The organism is Saccharothrix sp., assembly GCF_031180885.1.
Lineage (GTDB): Bacteria > Actinomycetota > Actinomycetes > Mycobacteriales > Pseudonocardiaceae > Actinosynnema.
On the sequence record NZ_JAPSLK010000004.1, the window covers coordinates 56926 to 74776 of the forward strand.

Consider the following 17851-nt stretch of genomic DNA (forward strand, 5'->3'; position numbering starts at 1 on the left):
GACCGAGCGGCCCGGCAGCACCTGGCTGTCCGCGGTCGTCGTCGCACGCGACCGCCCCGGCGACGAGAACCACCGCGGCGAGAGGACCGGTGATCCGACGGTTCGTCCAGCCGGCGTTCATCGCAGTCTCCTGGATGTCGAAGTCGCATGCGGCACCAGTGGCCGCAACACCGAGACTGCCCCGTCAAATCCGCGTCGATGCTCGTGACCACCGGTTGAGGCGTGCACTTCCGCCGAACCGGTGTGTCCCTCGGCCCGGACGTAGCGATCCGTCCCCGACCCGGACGCTCGATCGGGACAACCGTCCCACCCGGACAGGTCACCACCGGCCGGTCCGCCAAGAGCGGGCGTTCTCCACGTCGAGCGCGTCTGCTCTGCTTGGCCCACACTCGGGGCATGAGCGAGCAACCGGAATCGCCACCCCAGCCGGAGCAGCCCGACCACGGTCCGGTGCGCACGCGCGGGGAGACCGACGTGGACGACGCGATCGGCACGACCGACGACCCGGACCAGCCGCCACGGCAGTGACATGCGGCAGGCCGGGTGAAGGCGCTGCACCTACCGCGCGTACCGGGCGGCCGGGAGGCGCCGGCCGAGGGGCTGTGCGTGCACACCGCCAAGGTGGCAGGGCGGCAGGAACCGGGCGAGTTACCGGGCGAGCATCGCGGTGGCGAGTTCGTCGGCGGACGCGGCGGGGAGCGCGGTCGCGGCCTGGTCCAGGACGAGCAGGCGGGCGCCGGGGATGTCGCGGGCGAGGGCTTCGCCGTTGCCGACCGGGAAGAACCGGTCGTGGCGGCCGTGGACGACGAGCGTCGGGATGGTGAGTTCGGGCAGGCGCTCGCGCCACCGCGGCTTGCAGTCGAGCTTGGCGAACACCATGCCCATCTGGTTGGCCAGTTGGACCGCCGGCTCGGTGCTCGGCGTGCGGTCGAAGACGCGTTCGGCGGTGGTGCGGGCCGCGTCCGGGTCGTCGCCGAGGATTTCGGCTCGGGCGGCGGCGAAGTCGGCCACGGCGGCGCGGTCGGACCAGTCGGGCATGGTGAGCGAGAACCGCCGCTTCATGGTCGCCCGGTCGTGGTCGGGCAGGTCGTCGTCGACCGGGCCGGGGGCGACGGGGCGGGTGCCGATGAGGGTGAGCGCGGCGAACGCGTCCGGGTGGTCGAGCGCGGCGACCTGGGCGACCATGCCGCCGATGCCGATGCCCGCCAGGTGCGCGGGCCGGTCGTCGAGCCCGCGGGCGAGGGCGGCGGCGTCGGCGGCGAGGTCGCGCAGGGTGTACGCGGGTGCGTCCGGGTCGACGGTGGTCGAGGCGCCGGAGTCGCGCAGGTCGTAGCGCACGACGTGCCGCCCGCCGTCCGCGAGCGCCGCGCACAGCTCGTCGGGCCAGGACAGCATGGTCGGGCCGCCCACGAGCAGAACCAGGGGCGCGGTCGCGTCCCCGAAGTGCTCGACGCCGAGCGTGACGCCGCCGGGAGTGCGGAACGTGTGGACGGCCGGGTGCATCGTCAACCTCCAGAGCGACTGCGCGACGGCGGCCAGGCTATCGCGCATCCGTGACACCGCTTGGTGTTTCGGCCTCCGCGACCGACTGCGCGGGCCGGCGCACGCCGCGGACGAGCAGGTACCCGACGATCCAGAACTCGCCGATGGACGCGGGGAAAGCCATGGCGTCGAAGAGGGTTTGCGCGTCGGGGACGAGGTAGAGGACGAACGGGCTGAGGATGTAGGCGACGCCGCCGACCATGAGGATCCAGCCGAGGGCGCGGGGCATCCAGCCGGAGCGGAGCACGCACCAGCCCATGGGGATGAGCCACAGACCGAAGAACAGCGCGCCGACGCCCCACATGTTGGAGCTGATCAGGTACAGGACCTGGACGGTGCCCGCCGCCTCGCCGAACGGGTCGGCCGAGACCTGGATCGCCGTGCCCACCATCGCCGCGCTCACCAGCACCGCGATCGCGTTGACCGTGCCGAACACGGCGATCCCGGCGGCGGCGAAGGAGTTCACGCTGCGGAACAGGCGGTAGAACCAGGCCGCGGTCAGGGCTTGGGCGGCGACCATGGCCAGTTCCAGGGCGACGCTCACGCGGGCGAGCGACCCGTGCGTGACGAGGTTGGCCAGCGTCGCCTGGGGGTCGCCGGCCGCGAAGAGCTGCGGGCGGATGACGAGGAAGCCGAGTGCGGCGGTGACGGCCATGGCGAGGTAGAGCCATCCGGTCGTTCTGGCGGTGCGTGCCAAGTCGTGGATCATGTCCCGCTCCCATGTACAAAAAGTTTGACATGGCCAAGGTAAAGCGGTCCTGACATGGTGTCAAGAATGTTTGACCTCGCAGGACTGGGCGCCTCGCGGGACTGCGCCTCGCGGGACTGGGCGGGAGTCAGATCCTGGTCTGGTACTCGCGGGCCACGTCGACCAGGAGTTGGTGCATGGCGAGTTCGGCGGGGGCGCGGAGGCGGTCCTGGCGGTGGGCCAGCAGGACGCGGCGCGCGGGGACGTCGGTGCCCAGCGCCAGGACGCGGACGTCCGGGTTCGGGTTGCGGACCGCCGTCCGCGGGGCGAGGGCGATGCCGAGGCCGACGCTGACCATCGCCTGCGCCTCCTGGTAGTCGTTGGCCTCGAAAGCGATCTTCGGGGTGAACCCGGCCGCCCGGCAGCTGCGTTCGAGGACCTCGGCCACCGGGTGGTCGTGGGCGCGCACGATCCAGTCCTCTTCGGACAGCTCGGCCATGGTGGTGAACCGCTTGCGCGCCAGGCGGTGGTCGGCGGCGACGATGAGGACGGTCGGGTCGTCCAGCAGCGGGGTCAGGGAGATGTCGGGGACGTCGACGCGGTTCCACGCGTAGTCCCACAGCAGTGCGAGCCCGACCGTGCCGTTCTCCAGCAGCTCGACGAGTTCGTCGAACCGGGTGCTGCGGACGTCCAGGCGGAGGTCGGGGTACTGGCGGCGGAACCGGCTGACGACCTCGGGGAGCAGGGCGCTGGCGACGGTGGGGAACACGCCCAGCGCGATGGTGCCCCGGCGCAGTCCGGCGAGTTCGGCCAGATCGGCCTCGGCGGCGCTGAGCCGACGCAGGATCTGGCGGGCGTGGCCGGCCAGCACGGCTCCGGCTTCGGTGGGGCGGACGCCCCGGGCCTGCCGGTGCAGCAGGGGTTGACCGACCTCCACTTCCAGGCGGCGCAGTTGCTGGGAGACCGCGGAGGCGGTGTAGCCGAGCTGTTCGGCGGCGGCGGTCATCGAGCCCGTGTCGACCACGGCGGCGAGCAGGGCCAAGCGTCGGACGTCCAGCACGGTGCTCCTCCGGGCGAAAAAGTTGATGCGGTCAGTTCACCGATATGCGACTTCCGTGCAGCTTAGCTTCAGGCTGCTGGTCGCCAGATGAACTGGCAGTTTGGCCGGGAGGCGCTTCGAACGCCGGGCTGGCGGAGCCAAAGAGCGTGAAGTGTTGCTTCATGGGGGTGCGAAATCTCGTCATTGTGTTCACGCTCGGCGCGAGGCACGGTAGCCGCCATTCCGAGGGCGTGAAGGAGTGGCAGTGCGAGAGATACCGGCGACGTGGATGCGCGGCGGCACCAGCAAGTGCTGGGTGTTCGAGCGCGATGTGCTCACGGTGCCCGGCCGCGGCGTCGACGACGTGTTGCTGCGGCTGTACGGGAGCCCCGACCCGCGCCAGGTCGACGGCGTCGGCGGGGCGACCTCCACCACCAGCAAGGCCGTCGTGCTGACCCCCAGCGACCGGCCGGGCATCGACGTCGAGTACACGTTCGCCCAGATCGGCATCGCCGACGGCCGGGTGGACTGGACGAGCAACTGCGGCAACTGCTCGGCCGTCGTGGGCCCCTACGCGCTGCGGCGCGGCTGGGTCGTGCCCACCGGCGACGTCACGACGGTGCGCATCGACAACACCAACACCGGCCAGCTGATCGTGGTCGACGTGCCGACGCCCGACGGCCGGGTGACCGAAGAGGGTTCGGACCGCATCCCGGGCGTGGCCCGACCCGGACTCGGCGTGCACCTGTGGTTCGTCGAGCCGGCCGGGCGGACGACCGGTGCGTTGCTGCCCACGGGCAACGCGGTCGACCGGGTGGACGGGGTGCGCGTGACGTTGCTCGATGCCGGCGCGCCCGTCGTGCTCGTCCCCGCCGACGAGGTCGGCGTGGACGGAGCGGCGTCACCGGCCACCCTCGACGCCCGCGAAGACCTGCTCGGACGGCTCGACCGCATCCGCCGGGCCGCGGCGGTCCGCATGGGTCTGGCCGCCGATCCCGCCGGGGCCGCCCGCGCCACCCCCAAGCTCGCCCTGGTCAGCGCCGGTCGGGCCGGGCGTTCGGACGTGACCGTGCGGATGCTGTCCATGGGCCGGACGCACCCCGCGCTGGCCGTCACCGGGAGCGTCGCGCTCACCGCCGCCGCCCACACGCCGGGTACCGTCCTGTCCGACTTCACCGCCGGCGGACAGGAGGTGCTGCGCCTGGACACCCCGGCCGGAGTCGTGACCACGCGCGCGGGAACCCGGGACGGGCGGTTCGCGATCGGCGTCACCCGCACGACCCGCCGCATCGGCGACGCGACCCTCGTCCTGCCCGACGACGAGCCCACGACACCGACCGCAGCGTCGGCCGCCTGACCGCACCGTCCTGCCCGGACGGGATGCGTCGCGGGCCGGCCGGATGGACGAAGAGGACAATGATGTCATCACAGATAATCGCGATCCTGGTCCTGGGCGGCATGTTCGCCGTCGCCACGGTGCTGCCCATCAACATCGGGATCCTCGCGCTGGTCGCGTCGTTCGTCGTCGGCACGCTCGTGTTCGGCCTGGAGGACAAGGAGATCTTCGAGGGTTTCCCGGTCTCGCTGTTCATCACCGTCGTCGGGGTCACCTACCTGTTCTCGGTGGCCAAGCTGAACGGCACGATCGACCTGTTGGTGCAGGGCGGGATCCGGCTCGTGCGGGGCCGCGCGAGCCTCGTCCCGTGGGTGCTGTTCGCCGTCGCCGGCACGTTGACCGCGCTGGGCACCTTCACCCCGGCGGCCGTCGCGCTGCTGGTGCCGATCGGGATGAGCTTCGCGTTCACCTACCGGATCAGCCCGCTGATGATCGGCATGATGGTGATCTGCGGCGCGCACGCCGGGGCGTTCTCGCCGATGGCGGTGTCCGGTGCGCTGGTGTACGGGATCGTGGCCAAGTCCGGCCTGGCGGTCTCCCACGCCGCGTTGTTCTTCGCCAGCCTCGGCTTCAACCTGCTGCTCGCGGCCGGCACCTACGTGCTGCTCCGCCGCCGGGGCGAGGAGAGCTTCGTCGGGGAATCCGACGGTGTCCCAACCGGCGGAGGTGCGCCTGCGCCGACCGGTGGCGGGGTCGCCACCGCGGTCGAGCCGCGGACGATCGCGGTGACCTGGCACCAGCGCGCCACGCTCACGGCGCTGGTCGTGCTCGTGGTCGGCGCGCTGGCCTTCCACCTCCAGATCGGCTTCCTCGCGCTGGCCGCCGGCGCCGTGCTCGCCCTGTTCGACCGCGCGAACCTGGGCAAGGCCGTCGACGGCATCAGTTGGCCGACGATCCTGCTGGTCGCGGGCATGGTCACCTACGTGGGCGTGCTGGAGCACTCCGGCACCATCGACTGGGTCGCGCACGGCGCGGTGGGGCTGGGAGCCCCGTTGCTGGTGGCGCTGGTGCTGTGCATCGTCGTCGGTGTCACCTCGGCGTTCGCGTCCTCCACGGCGATCCTCACCGCGACCATCCCGATGGCGATCCCGTTGCTGCTCACCGGATCGCTGCCGGTCGCGGGGGTCGTCGCCGCGATGGCCATCTCCACCACGATCGTCGACGTCTCCCCGTTCTCCACCAACGGCGCACTGGTCCTGGCGAATGCCCGGGGGGTCGACCGGAACCGGTTCTACCGGCAGGTGATCTCCTACACCTGCGTGATCGTCGCGCTCGGGCCGGTCGCGGCGTGGGCGGCGCTGGTGCTGCCGGGTTCGTTCTGAGTGGTGGGAAGGCCGCGGCGGGTGCCGCGGCCTTCCGGTCATCGGCTGGAGAAAGCGTCCAACGCGCACACGGTGTTGGTGGCGGCCGGGTTCTTCGTGCCCTTGCACACGACCTTGATCGTGTGCGACCCGACGGGCAGATCCGTCTTGCGGAACAGCGGGACCTGCTTGGTCACCGAAGGCGCATAGGCGTCGATGTCGGACTGCGCGAGCGTGCCGTCGATGTAGACGTCCACCTTGCCCATGTTGGGCTGCGTCATGCCGACGTACTGGACGGCCGCACCCGTGAACGTGTACTCGACCGAGCTGCCCGACTGGACGGTGAAGCTCTCCGAGCCGCGGAAGTCCCGGGTGTCGTTCCAGTTGCGCCACGTGCCCGTGTACTTCACGCGGGTGTCCTTGTCGTCGACGTGGGTCCACTGCTGCCGGACGACCGACGTCGACTCCGCGGACCGGGTGCCCTGCGCGTCCACGACGTAGAGCTTGTAGTCGCCGGGCGATTCCGGGAGCGCGATGGTGGTCGCGGTGCCGCTCGCCCGGGTCATGGTGGGGCCGGGGGTGAAGGTCGTCGTGCCGGACGGGGCGAGCCAGATCGTCTTGGACGCGTCGCCGGTGCTCCTGATCGGGATCGACGACGCTCCGGTGTCGTTGAAGGTGGACGCCGGCAGTACCCGGTCGGGCCCGCCGCCGGGCACGATGTCCCGGTACGCCGGTTCGAGGCCGGCCTCCACGGTGATCCGGTACGCCGCCGAGGGCCAGACGTTGTCGGAGTAGGCGCGCACGTCCTCGATGGTGCTGTTCGGGACGTTCTTGTTGGCGATCTTGTTGATGGTGCCGTAGGTGTTGGTGATGCGCAGGTCGTGCTGGCGTCCCCACGTGCCCGAGTTGATCGCGTACGCCACGTTCGGCGAAATGTGCAACACGTTGTCGTGGTGGTTGATGAACGCCGAACCCTCGTCGGGGTGCAGGCCGTAGGTGTGCCCGGCCGGCACGCCGTGCAGGTAGTTGTGGGCGATCGTGGTGCCGGGTTGGCTGCCCAGCGTGTAGATCGGCGCGGAGTCGGCCAGGCGCTGCATGGTGTCGACGATGTGGTTGTGGCTGATGGTGTTGTTCCTGGCCGTGGTGGTCGGCACGTTCGGCACGACCGAGTTCGTGGAACCGTCGAAGTTCCACCAGCCCCAGCCGAGCGTGATGCCGTTCCACGGCGCCTTCTCGATCAGGTTGTGCCGCACGGACAGCGTGTCGACGAAGTAGGCCGACACGGGGCTGCTGCCGTTGAACAGCACCGCGCTGTCGTGGAGGTGGTTGTTCCTGATCTCGACGTCGCGGCTGACGCCCTCGACCGACGCGGGGTACTTCTCGTTGTTCGTGGCGGTGTGGTCGCCGATGTAGACGTGCTGCGGGTGCCCGACGTTGACCGCCGACCCGGCGATGTCGTCGGTGCGGTTGCCGAGCAGCTTCGAGTCGCGGACGTCGTTGTTCAGGGTGATGCCGTCGGCGCCGGTGTGCGCCACCTTGTTGCGCTCCAGGACGATGCCGGTCGCGTTCTGCAGCTCGACGGCTCCCGGCGGCAGTTCGACGTTGCGGTAGTGGTAGGCGTGGAAGTTCTTCCTGGCGTAGAAGCGGTTGCCGCCGTTGCCCTGCTGGGCCTGCTTGAAGGGTGAGCCCGCGACGTCGAACAGGTTCCAGTCCGAGTGCTCGACGGTGATGCCGCTGAAGGTCAGGTCGCGGACGTGGTTCGAGGTCGAGGTGCCGGCGATCTTGAGGACCGTGGGGACGTTGTTCGGCGCCCAGACGGACGCGGTCGTCATGTTGTCGGTGGGGGCTTTGTAGTAGTAGAGGGTCTGGTTGGCGCGGTCGAAGTGGAACTCGCCGGGCGTGTCCAGGAACTCGTAGGCGTTCATGATCTTGTGGGTGCCGGTGGGCTGGAAGTCGCCGTTGTACGCGCCCTGGGCGATGGCCGCGCCCGGCTGCTGGAACAGGGCGACGCGGTTGTCGGCGGTCGCGGTGACCTGCCGGACGCCCACGATGGCCGTGGTCCACGTCGTCCTGGTCTCGATCTCGAGGTCGGTCTGGTTCGCGGCGATCGCGGGGAGGTCGGACAGGCTGTACCGGGACCCGTCGCACTCCGAGCCGGACTCCCACGCCCAGGGGGCCTGGCCGGCGGTGACGGTGTAGGTGCCGTGGCAGCCGAGCGAGGTGATCGTCTTCGCGGCCATGGACGCGCGTTCGTCGTTGACGTAGAGCGCGCGCAGCTTGGTCGAGCGCGTGAGCGGGGCCTTCCAGATGTTGCCGCTGTGCTGGGTCCAGCCGGTCACCTTGACGCCCGCGTTGAGGACCGGCGTCTCACCCGGGTGGGCGGAGTAGAGCACCCGGTGGCCGTTCGTGCCCGAATCCCTTGGCGTGAAGTCGATCGTGGTGGAGATCGGGTAGGTCCCGCCGCGCAGGAAGACGCGGATGTCGCCGGTCATGGCGGAGTTGACCGTGCGGACGACGTCCCGGGCGCGCTGGACCGTGCGGAACGGTGCGGTGATCGTCCCGGGGTTGGCGTCGTTGCCGGACGGTGAGACGTAGTAGGTCGCCTGGACGGCGGCTGCCGCGGGCTGCGCGGAACCGGTGAGCGAGAGCGCGGAGAGCGTCAACGCCAGCGACCACGACAGGGTTCGCCTGGCGGGTAAGAGTGGGGCCACACCGGTTCCTCTCGTGGATCTTCGTTGATCGCCGAAACCGCAAAGCGCCGTACACCGTCCACAGTGGAGTGGTGCTGTTCCGTGGGTCGGCTCCGGCACCGTAGCGCAAGTTTTTCGAGGCCGGCAAGGGTCCGACCGGGCGGATTGTTATCGTTCACATGAATTGCCTCCGATTGGAGTCGGCGAGGCTGTGGCCGATGGAGCCTACGTACTGATTAGTAGGTACGGGCCGGCTTTGCGGTCTTCGAATCGAGGTCTTGGGTATTCCCGCGCGCCGGTGTTAGCGTTAACGTCGCGGACCTTGGCTCGGAAGGTCCACAGCGGACACACACCCGAACAGCGCAGATTGGGAGTGGTCACCATCGAGACTTCACGCGAACGTCGTGCCGTCAGTCGAAACGTCCTCAGCGGTGTCCTGACCGCGGGCGTCCTCGTGGGTTCCATGGTCGTCGGGGTGCCGTCGGCGAGCGCCGCGAACCCGATCATCCCGGACCGCTTCATCGCGGACCCGTCCGCACACGTGTTCAACGGGCGGGTGCACCTCTACCTCACCGACGACCAGACCAACAGCGGCACGTACTGGGACTCCAAGTCGTGGCGGTCCTACTCGTCGTCGAACCTGGTCGACTGGACCGATCACGGCGACGTCTTCTCGATCGCGGGCTTCTCCTGGGCCAGCCGGTACGCGTGGGCACCCGGTGCGACGGAGCGCAACGGCCGCTACTACCTCTACCTGCCCGTCGACCGGACCAAGATCGGCGTCGCGGTCTCGTCCTCGCCCACGGGTCCGTTCACCGACGCGCGGGGCAGCGCGCTGGTGGACCGCGCCCGGGACACCAACGTCGGCGACGAGCCCATCGACCCGATGATCTTCACCGACGACGACGGGTCGTCCTACATGTACTTCGGCACGCGCACGCCGAAGGTGGTCCGGTTGGGCGCGGACATGGCGTCCACGGCCGGGCCGATCACCGACGTGGGCCTGACCGGCGCGACCAAGTACGGCGAGGCGCCGCACCTGCACAAGTTCGGCGACACGTACTACTTCTCGTACTCGACCGGCTGGCCGGGCCAGATCCACTACGCCACCGGCTCCTCGCCGCTGGGTCCGTTCACCTACCGGGGCGTGCTCCTGGACTACGTCAACGTCAGCACCAACCACCACTCGCTGTTCCAGTACCAGGGGCAGTGGTACGTCGCCTACCACAAGAACGCCCTTGAGGGTGGTGGCGGCTACAAGCGGTCGGTGGTGATGGACCGGCTGGTCCACAACGCCGACGGCACGATCCGCACGGTGGTGCAGACCCCGGGCGGCGTGGGGCCGTTCGCCACGTTCACCGCGCAGCACAGCGGCCTGCGGCTGGACACCTCCGGTTCCGCGGTCCAGCAGGCGACCGCGTCGACCGCGGAGTCCCAGCACTGGCAGCTGCGCGCGAAGCCGGGCGGCTACGTCGAGGTGATCAACCGGGCGACCGGCTCGTGCCTGGACGTGTCGGGCAGTTCGACCGCGAACGGCGCGGACGTCGTGCAGTGGCGCTGCCACGGCGGCCTCAACCAGCAGTGGACCGTGCGCACCATCGACGCGACCACCGTGTCACTGGTCAACCGGGCCAGCGGCAAGTGCCTCGACGTGCCCTCGGCCGCCACGACCAGCGGGACCCGGCTCATCCAGTGGACCTGCACCGGCAGCGCGAACCAGCGCTGGCGCCAGGCGTCCGTCTGAGTTGTCGTTGTCGCGGAGAATGGAAGGGGCGGGATCGTGGACATCACCAGGCGACAGCTCGGCCGGCTCACCGCCGTCGGCACCGGGGCGCTCGTGCTGCCGGGCCTCCTGCCGCCGAGCGCCGCGGCGGCCCCGCCCCCGGCCGGGACGTGGGGCGACCAGGGTGACGGCACCTACGTCAACCCGATCGTCCCGGCCGACCTCAGCGACTGGGACTGCATCCGGGTCGGCTCCGACTACTACGGCATCACCAGCACGTTCGGGTACTCGCCCGGCATGGCCGTCCTGCACTCGAAGGACCTGGTCAACTGGCGGACGATCGGCGGCGCGGTCGACGACGTCACCCGCATCGGACCCGAGCTGAACTGGGACCGGATGAACCGCTACGGCCGCGGCGTGTGGGCCGGGTCGATCCGCCACCACGCGGGGCGGTTCTGGGTGTACTTCAACACGCCGGACGAGGGGTTCTTCATGACGTCGGCCCCGTCGCCGAGCGGGCCGTGGGAGCCGTTGCACGCGCTGTGGCGGACCAGCGGCTGGAACGACGTGTGCCCGTTCTGGGACGACGACGGCCAGGGTTACCTGGTCACCACGAACTACGCGGACGCCTACAAGGTGCACCTGTTCAAGCTGTCCGCGGACGGGAAGTCGCTGGTCGGTCCGTCCACGGTCATCCACCAGTCGCGGGGGAGCGAGGCCAACAAGCTCTACAAGATCAACGGCACTTACTACCACCTGTTCAGCGAGGTGAAGTCCGAGGGCCGGGTGGTCATGATGAACCGGGGCAGCAGCCTCTACGGGCCGTTCGAGACCAGGCAGTTGCTGCACGTCTCGCGCGCGGTGGGCCGGGAGCCCAACCAGGGCGGGCTGGTGCAGGCGCCGGACGGGGCTTGGTACTGGGTGACCCACCACGGCACGGGGCAGTGGGAGGGGCGCGTGCTGTCCCTGCTGCCGGTGACCTGGGTGGACGGCTGGCCGATCATGGGCGAGGTGGGCGCCGACGGCATCGGCAACATGGTGTGGACGGGTCGGGTGCCGGCGGGTGGCACGCCGGGTCTGCCGGTCGACGCGCTGCCTGGGGTGGTGACGAGTGACCTGTTCACCGATGCCCGTTTGAAGCCGCAGTGGGAGTGGCACTACCAGCCGCGTGCGGACCGGTGGTCGTTGACGGAGCGTCCCGGTTTTCTGCGGTTGAAGGCTTTCGCGCCGCTGGTGGCCGACAACTTGACCAAGGTCGGGAACACGCTCACCCAACGGGTGCTGCGCACGGCTGGTGGCGCGACGGTCACCGTCCGTCTTGAGCTGGCCGGTCTGGCGGATGGCCAGCACGCGGGGTTGTGCCACTACGCGGCGACCTATGCCGGGTTGGGAGTGCGGCGTTCTGGTTCTGCTACGACGCTGGCGCACAACGTGGGCGGTAGCGTGACCAGTGGGCCGGTGATCACGCAGAACGCCGTGTGGTTGCGCACGTCGTGGGATGTGAACGGGGTTAGCCGGTTCTCCTACAGCGTGGACGGGAGCACGTTCACGCCGTTCGGTGAGACTTACCAGCTGACGTGGGGCGGTTATCGCGGTGACCGGGTCGGCATCTATACGTACAACCCCAATGGCACCGGGTATGTGGATGTGGATTCGGTGCAGTACACGATCGCGCCTCCTAGGTCCTACAAGTGCGTCAGCGTACGCAGTGGCAAGGTGGTCGACGTCTCCGGCGGGTCGATGGCGGACGGTGCCGCGGTGATCCAGTGGCGTGACACCGGGGCTGCCAACCAGCAGTGGATGTTCCAGTCCACAGTGGATGGTTATCACACGATCACGTGCGTGCGTAGCGGCAAGGTGCTCGACGTGGCGGGGTCGTCGCTGGCGGACGGCGCTCGGGTCGTGCAGGCGAGCGCGGACGGTCGGGCGAGTCAGCAGTGGCAGTTGCGTCCGGAGTCCGGTGGGGTGTTCGTCGTGGTCAACCGCCACAGCGGCAAGGTCCTCGACGTAGGCGGGGGAAGCACGGCCGACGGCGTTGCGCTGATCCAGTACCGCGACACCGGCGGCTCCAACCAACGGTGGACCTTCCGTCGCGCTGCGTAATGCATTCCTCGCCGACCGCTCACTCCGCGCCGCCGTGCGGGCTCCGTGTCCTAATGAGATGGAGGGCTTGGCTTGCGGCTCCACAAAGGACACACTTGGTCCCGAGTTGACAATGATCTCCATGTCCAACTTGTGGGTCGAGTGTTCCCGTGGTGAAGGAAGTCATCGGTGAGACTGGCACTCCGCTTGGCCACCCTCGCGGTGGTGGCCGCCCTGCGCCTGCCCGACCGGGTGATTCGCGCGATCGTCGGCCCGCCCGTCGAGGTCGAGGGCGCGCGGACGAGTCCGACGGCTCAGTTGTTGATCGCGCTGGAGCGGTTCGTGCCGAGGGCCGACCCCAAGGTGGTGCCCGACCTCGGGGCGGCCCGGCGGGACTTCGACATCGTGTCGTCCGTGCTGAACGCGGGCATCGCGCGTGATGTGCGGACCTACGACACCGTCGTGCCCGGTGCACGCGGCCCGCTCCGGGCGCGGGTCTACGGCCCGCCCGGCGCGTCCGGTCCGCTGCCCCTGATGGTGTTCTTCCACGGCGGCGGCTTCGCGATCGGCAGCATCACCAGCCACGACGGGATCTGCCGGTTCCTCAGCCGGCACGGTGGCGTGCGGGTCGTGTCCGTCGAGTACGCCCTCGCCCCGGAGCACCCGTACCCGGCCGCGGTCGACGACGCCCACGCGGCGTTCCGGCACGTCGTGGCCAACGCGGAGCGCTTCGGCGGTGGCGCGGCGAGGGTGGGGGTCGGTGGTGACAGCGCGGGCGGGGCGCTCGCGGCTGTCGTGGCGCAGCGGTGCGTCGACGAGGCTGCGCCGTCGCCGGCCTTCACGCTGATGCTCTACCCGGCCGTGGACGGGTTGGGTGAGCACCGGTCGCGGCAGCTCTTCGGGCGCGGGTACTTCCTCGACAGCGACATGGTCGACTGGTACCGGTCGTGCTACTCGCCGCACCCCGTGCGGCTGCACGAGCCGTACGCCTCGCCGTTGCGCGCTCCCGACTTCCGCGGGCTGCCGCCGACGTGCGTGGTCACGGCGGGGTTCGACCCGTTCCGGGACGAGGGGACGGAGTACGCGGAGCGGCTGAGGGCCGCCGGGGTGCAGGTGACCCACCTGCACCGCGACGGGCTGGTGCACGGGTTCGCGTCGTTCCTGGGTTGCGACCGGCACGCTCGGGCAGCGATGCGGGACGTCGCGGCGGAACTGCGTCGCATGGCCGCCGGGGCCGGTGTCGGTCCGCAAGCCAACGGCGTCTGAAACGGCTCTGACTCGGCCCCCGCCCCCTGGCTCCGGCCCGCGACTCCCGCGGCTCCCGGTCCGCGGCTCCGGCCCGCGACTCCCGTTCCGCGGCTCCCGGCTCCGGCCCCGACTCCTGTTGCCTCCGGCCGCGACTCCCGTGGCCTCCGGCCCCCGACTCCATTCTCCCACGGGGTACCGACAGAGTCGGCCGAAGCGGCGACCGAAGCGACCGAAGCGGCGGTGGAAGCGGGCGGAAGCCGGGAGCGGAAGCGAAGGCCGGAGCGGCGGAAGCGGCGGAAGTGGGGCCGGAGCGGCGGCGGAGGTGTGGGTGGGGATGCCGGCTGGGTGGGTCAGTGGCCGGTGGCCTTGGGTGGGGCAGCACGGCGGCGGGAGTGTGGGTGGGGATGCCGGCTGGGTGGGTCAGTAGCCGATGGCCTCGCGGAGCAGGAGCACCGTGGCGCGGCCGGGGCGGGGGTCGGCGTTGAGGATGAGTAGGCGGTTGATGGCGCTGGGGCATGCCGTAGACCGCCTGCGCGCGGGCGGTCTCCAATGGCAGGGCGTGTTCCTCGACGCGGCGCAGGGCCGTGGGCAGGTCGGGCACGACCTTCTGCGCGCCGATGATCCAGACCGCGTGACCCGCACCGCCCGCGTTGGCGGGGAGTTGGCTGCCGCTGCCCGAGGCCAGCACCAGCGACCCCGTCTCGGTGACCGCGGCGACGCTGTTGACGACGAAGTCCGGGGTCGAGACCAGCCTGCGGATCTCGTCACCGCCCGTCGCGCGGTCGACGGTCAGGATGCGGGGCCTGATGGCGTCGTACCGGCCGCCGGCGTTGAGGTCGTCGTCGATGCCGGACAGCCGGAGGGTTTCGCTGGCTCCGGTGAGCACGCTGGAACCCTCGGGGATCAGGTCCTTGACGCGGACGCGCGCGGCTGCGGCATCGTCCAGGATCTCTGCGGCGAAGCCGTTGGCGCGCAACGCCTCGGCGACGCGCTCCAGTTGCGGGGCCGAGGCCGGGTCGGTGAACGACGCGGTCGGGGTGGTGTCGTGCAGCAAGGTCCTGTCTCCTTCTTGTCGTCCTCACCCGATACGACAACGCAGCCCCTCGAAATGTCAGGCGACCTGACAAATCGGGTGGCTGCGTTGTCGTAATGGGAGAGGGCAAGCGAGGTCGCCCATGGCCTCCTCCGCCCGCCGCCGCGTCCGCGCCGCACGGACCCCGGCCGGCCCGAAAGCCGAACAGGCGGGCATCGTCCGGCCGTTCAAGACCGCCTGGGAGACCAAGGGCATCGACGCCCTGATCAGCCTGCTCGACCCCGACGCCACCGAGACCGCCGAGGGCGGCGGGCTGACCGTCACCCACCTGCGGCCGATCGTCGGCGGTGCGCGGATCGCCCGCGCCTACGCCGAGATCGCCCGGGTCTCCGGCCACCGCACGACGTTCCACGAGACCACCGGCAACGGCCTGCCCGGCCTGGGGGCCGAGCAGGACGGCGACCTCGCCACCGTGTTCGCGTTCGAGATCGCGGGCGACTGGATCAGCAACATCTGGGCGGCGCGGAACCCCGACGAGCTCCGGCGCCGGCGGATCGGGGCTATTCCTGGGCCTTGCCCCCGGTGACGCGGGACAGGGCCAGCGCGATGAGGATGATCGTGCCGTTGAGCGCGCCGATCCACTGGGCCGGCACACCGCCGAGGGTGAGCACGTTCTGGATCAGGAACAGCAGCAGGATGCCGGTGAACGCGCCGAACATGGTGCCCTTGCCGCCGTTGAGGCTGATGCCGCCGATCACGGCCGCCGCGAACACGGTGAAGATGTACCCGTTGCCCTGCGCCGACGCGACCGACGCCAGCCGCCCGGACAGCAGCAGGCCGCCGAGCGCCGCGAGCAGGCTCGCCGAGACGATCACGATCCACAGGACCCGGTCGGTGCGGATGCCCGCCGCCTTCGCCGCGTCCACGTTGCCGCCGATCGCGTAGAGGGACCGGCCGAAGCTGGTGAACCCGAGCAGCACGATGCCGGCCGCGAACAGCGCCAGGCACAGCCACACCGACGCGGGCACGCCGAGCCACTGCGTGGTGCCCAGGTAGAGCATCGACTCCGGGAGCTGGAAGAACGTCTGGCCGCCGGAGATGCCGGTGAGGATGCCGCGCAGCACGATCAGCATGCCGAGCGTGACGATGAAGCCGTTGAGGCCGAACCGGATGATGAACAGCGCGTTGACCACGCCGATCAGCACGCCGACCGCGAGGGTGATGGGCACCGACCAGCCACCGGGCAGCAGGCCCAGTCCGTGGCCGGCGCCCACGGGCACGGTCAGCCACGCGGCGACCCCGGGCGCGAGCCCGACGGTGGACTCCAGCGACAGGTCCATCTTCTTGACGATCAGGACCAGCGTCTGGGCCAGTACGAGGACCGCGATCTCGGACATGGTCTGCAGGACGTTGACCAGGTTGTCCGGCTGGAGGAACACCGGGCTGACCAGCTGGCCGACGATCGCGATCACGACGATCGCGGGGATCAGCGCCAGGTCGCGCATCCGGGCGAACGCGATCCGCCGGCCACCGGCGACCCGGCCCCCCGGACCGCCCGCCGCGCCGTCCCCGGTGACCGGGGCTGCGGTCGTGGTCTCAGCCATCGAGGTCCACTCCTTCCATCGCGGCCACGAGCTGGTGGTCGTGCCAGCCGCGGGGGATCTCGGCGACCACCCGGCCCTGGAACACCACCAGGACCCGGTCGCACATGCGCAGGTCGTCGAGTTCGTCGGAGGCGATGAGCACCCCGGTGCCGGACTCGGCGACCTCCTCGACCTTGCCGAGCAGGAACTCCTTGGACCGCACGTCCACGCCGGCGGTCGGGTTGATCAGCACCAGCAGCCTCGGGTCGTTGGCCAGCGCGCGGGCCATGACGACCTTCTGCTGGTTGCCGCCGGACAGGCCGGACACCGGCAGCTCCGGTCCGGGGGTCTTGATCGCGAGCTTGCCGATCATGGTCCGGGCGAACCGGTCCCGGCGGCGGCCGTCGATGAACCCGGCCGGGCCCAGCCGGTCCGGGATGGTCAGGGTGCCGTTGTCCGCGATGGACATCTCCGGCACGAACCCCTGGTGGTGGCGGTCCTGCGGGACGAAACCCACGCCCGCCGCCAGCGCCGCCGGCACACTGCCCGGCCGGGGCCGGTGGCCGGCGATTTCGACGACACCGCCAAAGGCGGCCCGCAAGCCGACGACAGTCTCCGCGATCTCGATGCGACCGCTGCTCGCGGCACCGGCCAGACCGACGATCTCGCCGGCGCGGATGCGGAACGACACGTCGTCGTAGGCGCCGGGAAGAGACGCGCTGTCCACCGTGAGCACGTCCGGGGCGTCCGCGGACGGGCCGTGGCGCTCGCCGGCGGTTTCCGAGGCGGCTTCGCCGGTCATGGCGGCGACGAGGTCGGCGCGCGGCAGGTCGTCGACCGGAGCGGTCAGGACGTGCCGGGCGTCGCGGAACACCGTGACGGTGTCGCAGATCTCGTAGACCTCTTGCAGGTGGTGGCTGATGAACAGGAACGTCACGCCCTGCCGTTGGAGGTCGCGGATCCGGTTGAACAGCCTGTTGATGGCGGACGCGTCCAACTGGGCGGTCGGCTCGTCCAGGATGATGAACCGCGCTCCGAACGACAGCGCCCGGGCGATTTCCACGAACTGCCGCTGCTCGACGTCCAGTTCCTTCGCGGGCGTGCGCACGTCCACGTCGACCGACCACGTGTCGAGCAGGTCCCGGGCCTTGGCCCGCACCGTCTTCCACCGGATCAGCCCGGTGCGGCCGTGGTCGTGCCGGTTGAGGAAGAGGTTCTCGGCCACGGTCAGCTCGGGGATGATCGTGGACTTCTGGTAGACGCACGCCACCCGCTGCCGCCACGCGTCCCGGTCGGCCAGGCGCGGCGCGGGCTCGCCGGCGAAGGTCACCGCGCCCTCGTCCGCCGCTTGGAGCCCGGTGAGGATGGACACCAGGGTCGACTTGCCCGCCCCGTTGCGCCCCACCAGCGCGTGGGTCTGCCCGGGCTCGATCGTGATGCCGGCCTCGTGCAGGGCCACGGTGGACCCGAACCGCTTCGTTATCCCCGTCGCCTCGACCACGGGTGCGGCGGCAGCCATGTCGCTC

13 protein-coding genes and 1 pseudogene are annotated in these 17851 nt (G+C 70.5%); 7 read left to right on the forward strand and 7 right to left on the reverse strand.

The genetic code is table 11. The features are described 5' to 3' along the window. Window positions 1–396: 396 nt before the first annotated feature. Entirely contained in the window at window positions 397–528 is a 132-nt protein-coding gene (locus tag RIN75_RS08545; RefSeq protein ID WP_309111265.1) for a hypothetical protein, read from the forward strand. 120 nt (window positions 529–648) lie between these two features. Here RIN75_RS08545 and RIN75_RS08550 read toward each other — a convergent pair whose 3' ends face one another. The 3 genes from RIN75_RS08550 to RIN75_RS08560 form a co-directional block, all read right to left on the reverse strand. Next, a complete protein-coding gene (locus RIN75_RS08550; RefSeq protein WP_309111266.1) occupies window positions 649–1551 on the reverse strand; it encodes an alpha/beta hydrolase in 903 nt (300 codons plus the stop codon). Next, window positions 1541–2251, reverse strand: coding sequence for a DUF4386 domain-containing protein (locus RIN75_RS08555; protein ID WP_309111267.1), 711 nt, complete (start codon window positions 2249–2251; stop codon window positions 1541–1543). The genes RIN75_RS08550 and RIN75_RS08555 overlap by 11 nt, the downstream gene beginning before the upstream one ends. 127 nt (window positions 2252–2378) lie before the next feature. Beyond that, entirely contained in the window at window positions 2379–3290 is a 912-nt protein-coding gene (locus tag RIN75_RS08560) for a LysR family transcriptional regulator (RefSeq protein ID WP_309111268.1), read from the reverse strand. Between the two features lie 244 nt (window positions 3291–3534). Between RIN75_RS08560 and RIN75_RS08565 the strand changes: the two genes are divergently transcribed. Next, on the forward strand, window positions 3535–4626 hold the full coding sequence (locus RIN75_RS08565; protein ID WP_309111269.1) for a PrpF domain-containing protein: 1092 nt from the start codon (window positions 3535–3537) through the stop codon (window positions 4624–4626). 62 nt (window positions 4627–4688) lie between these two features. After that, complete coding sequence (locus RIN75_RS08570) at window positions 4689–5987, forward strand: SLC13 family permease (protein ID WP_309111270.1); 1299 nt, start codon at window positions 4689–4691, stop codon at window positions 5985–5987. Window positions 5988–6025: 38 nt separating this feature from the next. On the opposite strand, the gene RIN75_RS08575 is transcribed toward RIN75_RS08570, so the two are convergent. Then, window positions 6026–8677 (reverse strand): right-handed parallel beta-helix repeat-containing protein, encoded by a 2652-nt coding sequence (locus RIN75_RS08575; RefSeq protein WP_309111271.1) that lies wholly within the window; start codon window positions 8675–8677, stop codon window positions 6026–6028. 442 nt (window positions 8678–9119) lie between these two features. Between RIN75_RS08575 and RIN75_RS08580 the strand changes: the two genes are divergently transcribed. From RIN75_RS08580 to RIN75_RS08590, 3 genes are all read left to right on the forward strand, one after another. Beyond that, the gene (locus RIN75_RS08580) at window positions 9120–10400 is read left to right on the forward strand and encodes a family 43 glycosylhydrolase (RefSeq protein ID WP_309111272.1); all 1281 of its coding nucleotides are present in this window, start codon (window positions 9120–9122) and stop codon (window positions 10398–10400) included. A 36-nt stretch (window positions 10401–10436) separates the two neighbouring features. Then, complete coding sequence (locus RIN75_RS08585; RefSeq protein ID WP_309111273.1) at window positions 10437–12482, forward strand: family 43 glycosylhydrolase; 2046 nt, start codon at window positions 10437–10439, stop codon at window positions 12480–12482. Between the two features lie 168 nt (window positions 12483–12650). Continuing rightward, window positions 12651–13727 (forward strand): alpha/beta hydrolase, encoded by a 1077-nt coding sequence (locus RIN75_RS08590; protein WP_309111274.1) that lies wholly within the window; start codon window positions 12651–12653, stop codon window positions 13725–13727. 574 nt (window positions 13728–14301) lie between these two features. Here the strand turns inward: RIN75_RS08590 and RIN75_RS44005 are convergent. Continuing rightward, window positions 14302–14763 (reverse strand): annotated as a pseudogene (locus RIN75_RS44005) (LUD domain-containing protein); the annotation flags it as partial. A 121-nt stretch (window positions 14764–14884) separates the two neighbouring features. Here RIN75_RS44005 and RIN75_RS08600 point away from each other — a divergent pair. Then, window positions 14885–15328 carry a hypothetical protein gene (locus tag RIN75_RS08600; RefSeq protein WP_309111276.1) on the forward strand — a complete coding sequence of 148 codons (444 nt, stop codon included), beginning with the start codon at window positions 14885–14887 and terminating at the stop codon, window positions 15326–15328. Here RIN75_RS08600 and RIN75_RS08605 read toward each other — a convergent pair. After that, complete coding sequence (locus tag RIN75_RS08605; RefSeq protein ID WP_309111277.1) at window positions 15303–16346, reverse strand: ABC transporter permease; 1044 nt, start codon at window positions 16344–16346, stop codon at window positions 15303–15305. The genes RIN75_RS08600 and RIN75_RS08605 overlap by 26 nt on opposite strands. Then, window positions 16339–17844, reverse strand: coding sequence for a sugar ABC transporter ATP-binding protein (locus RIN75_RS08610; protein WP_309111278.1), 1506 nt, complete (start codon window positions 17842–17844; stop codon window positions 16339–16341). Before RIN75_RS08610 ends, RIN75_RS08605 begins: the two co-directional genes overlap by 8 nt. Window positions 17845–17851: the final 7 nt, after the last annotated feature.

Excerpts from the sequence above, each read along its gene's own strand:
- RIN75_RS08545 (WP_309111265.1), top strand. The coding sequence starts at position 397 with ATGAGCGAGCAACCGGAATCGCCACCCCAGCCGGAGCAGCCCGACCAC.
- RIN75_RS08550 (WP_309111266.1), bottom strand. The coding sequence starts at position 1,551 with ATGCGCGATAGCCTGGCCGCCGTCGCGCAGTCGCTCTGGAGGTTGACG.
- RIN75_RS08555 (WP_309111267.1), bottom strand. The coding sequence starts at position 2,251 with ATGATCCACGACTTGGCACGCACCGCCAGAACGACCGGATGGCTCTAC.
- RIN75_RS08570 (WP_309111270.1), top strand. The coding sequence starts at position 4,689 with ATGTCATCACAGATAATCGCGATCCTGGTCCTGGGCGGCATGTTCGCC.
- RIN75_RS08580 (WP_309111272.1), top strand. The coding sequence starts at position 9,120 with ATGGTCGTCGGGGTGCCGTCGGCGAGCGCCGCGAACCCGATCATCCCG.
- RIN75_RS08600 (WP_309111276.1), top strand. The coding sequence starts at position 14,885 with ATGGCCTCCTCCGCCCGCCGCCGCGTCCGCGCCGCACGGACCCCGGCC.
- RIN75_RS08605 (WP_309111277.1), bottom strand. The coding sequence starts at position 16,346 with ATGGCTGAGACCACGACCGCAGCCCCGGTCACCGGGGACGGCGCGGCG.
- RIN75_RS08610 (WP_309111278.1), bottom strand. The coding sequence starts at position 17,844 with ATGGCTGCCGCCGCACCCGTGGTCGAGGCGACGGGGATAACGAAGCGG.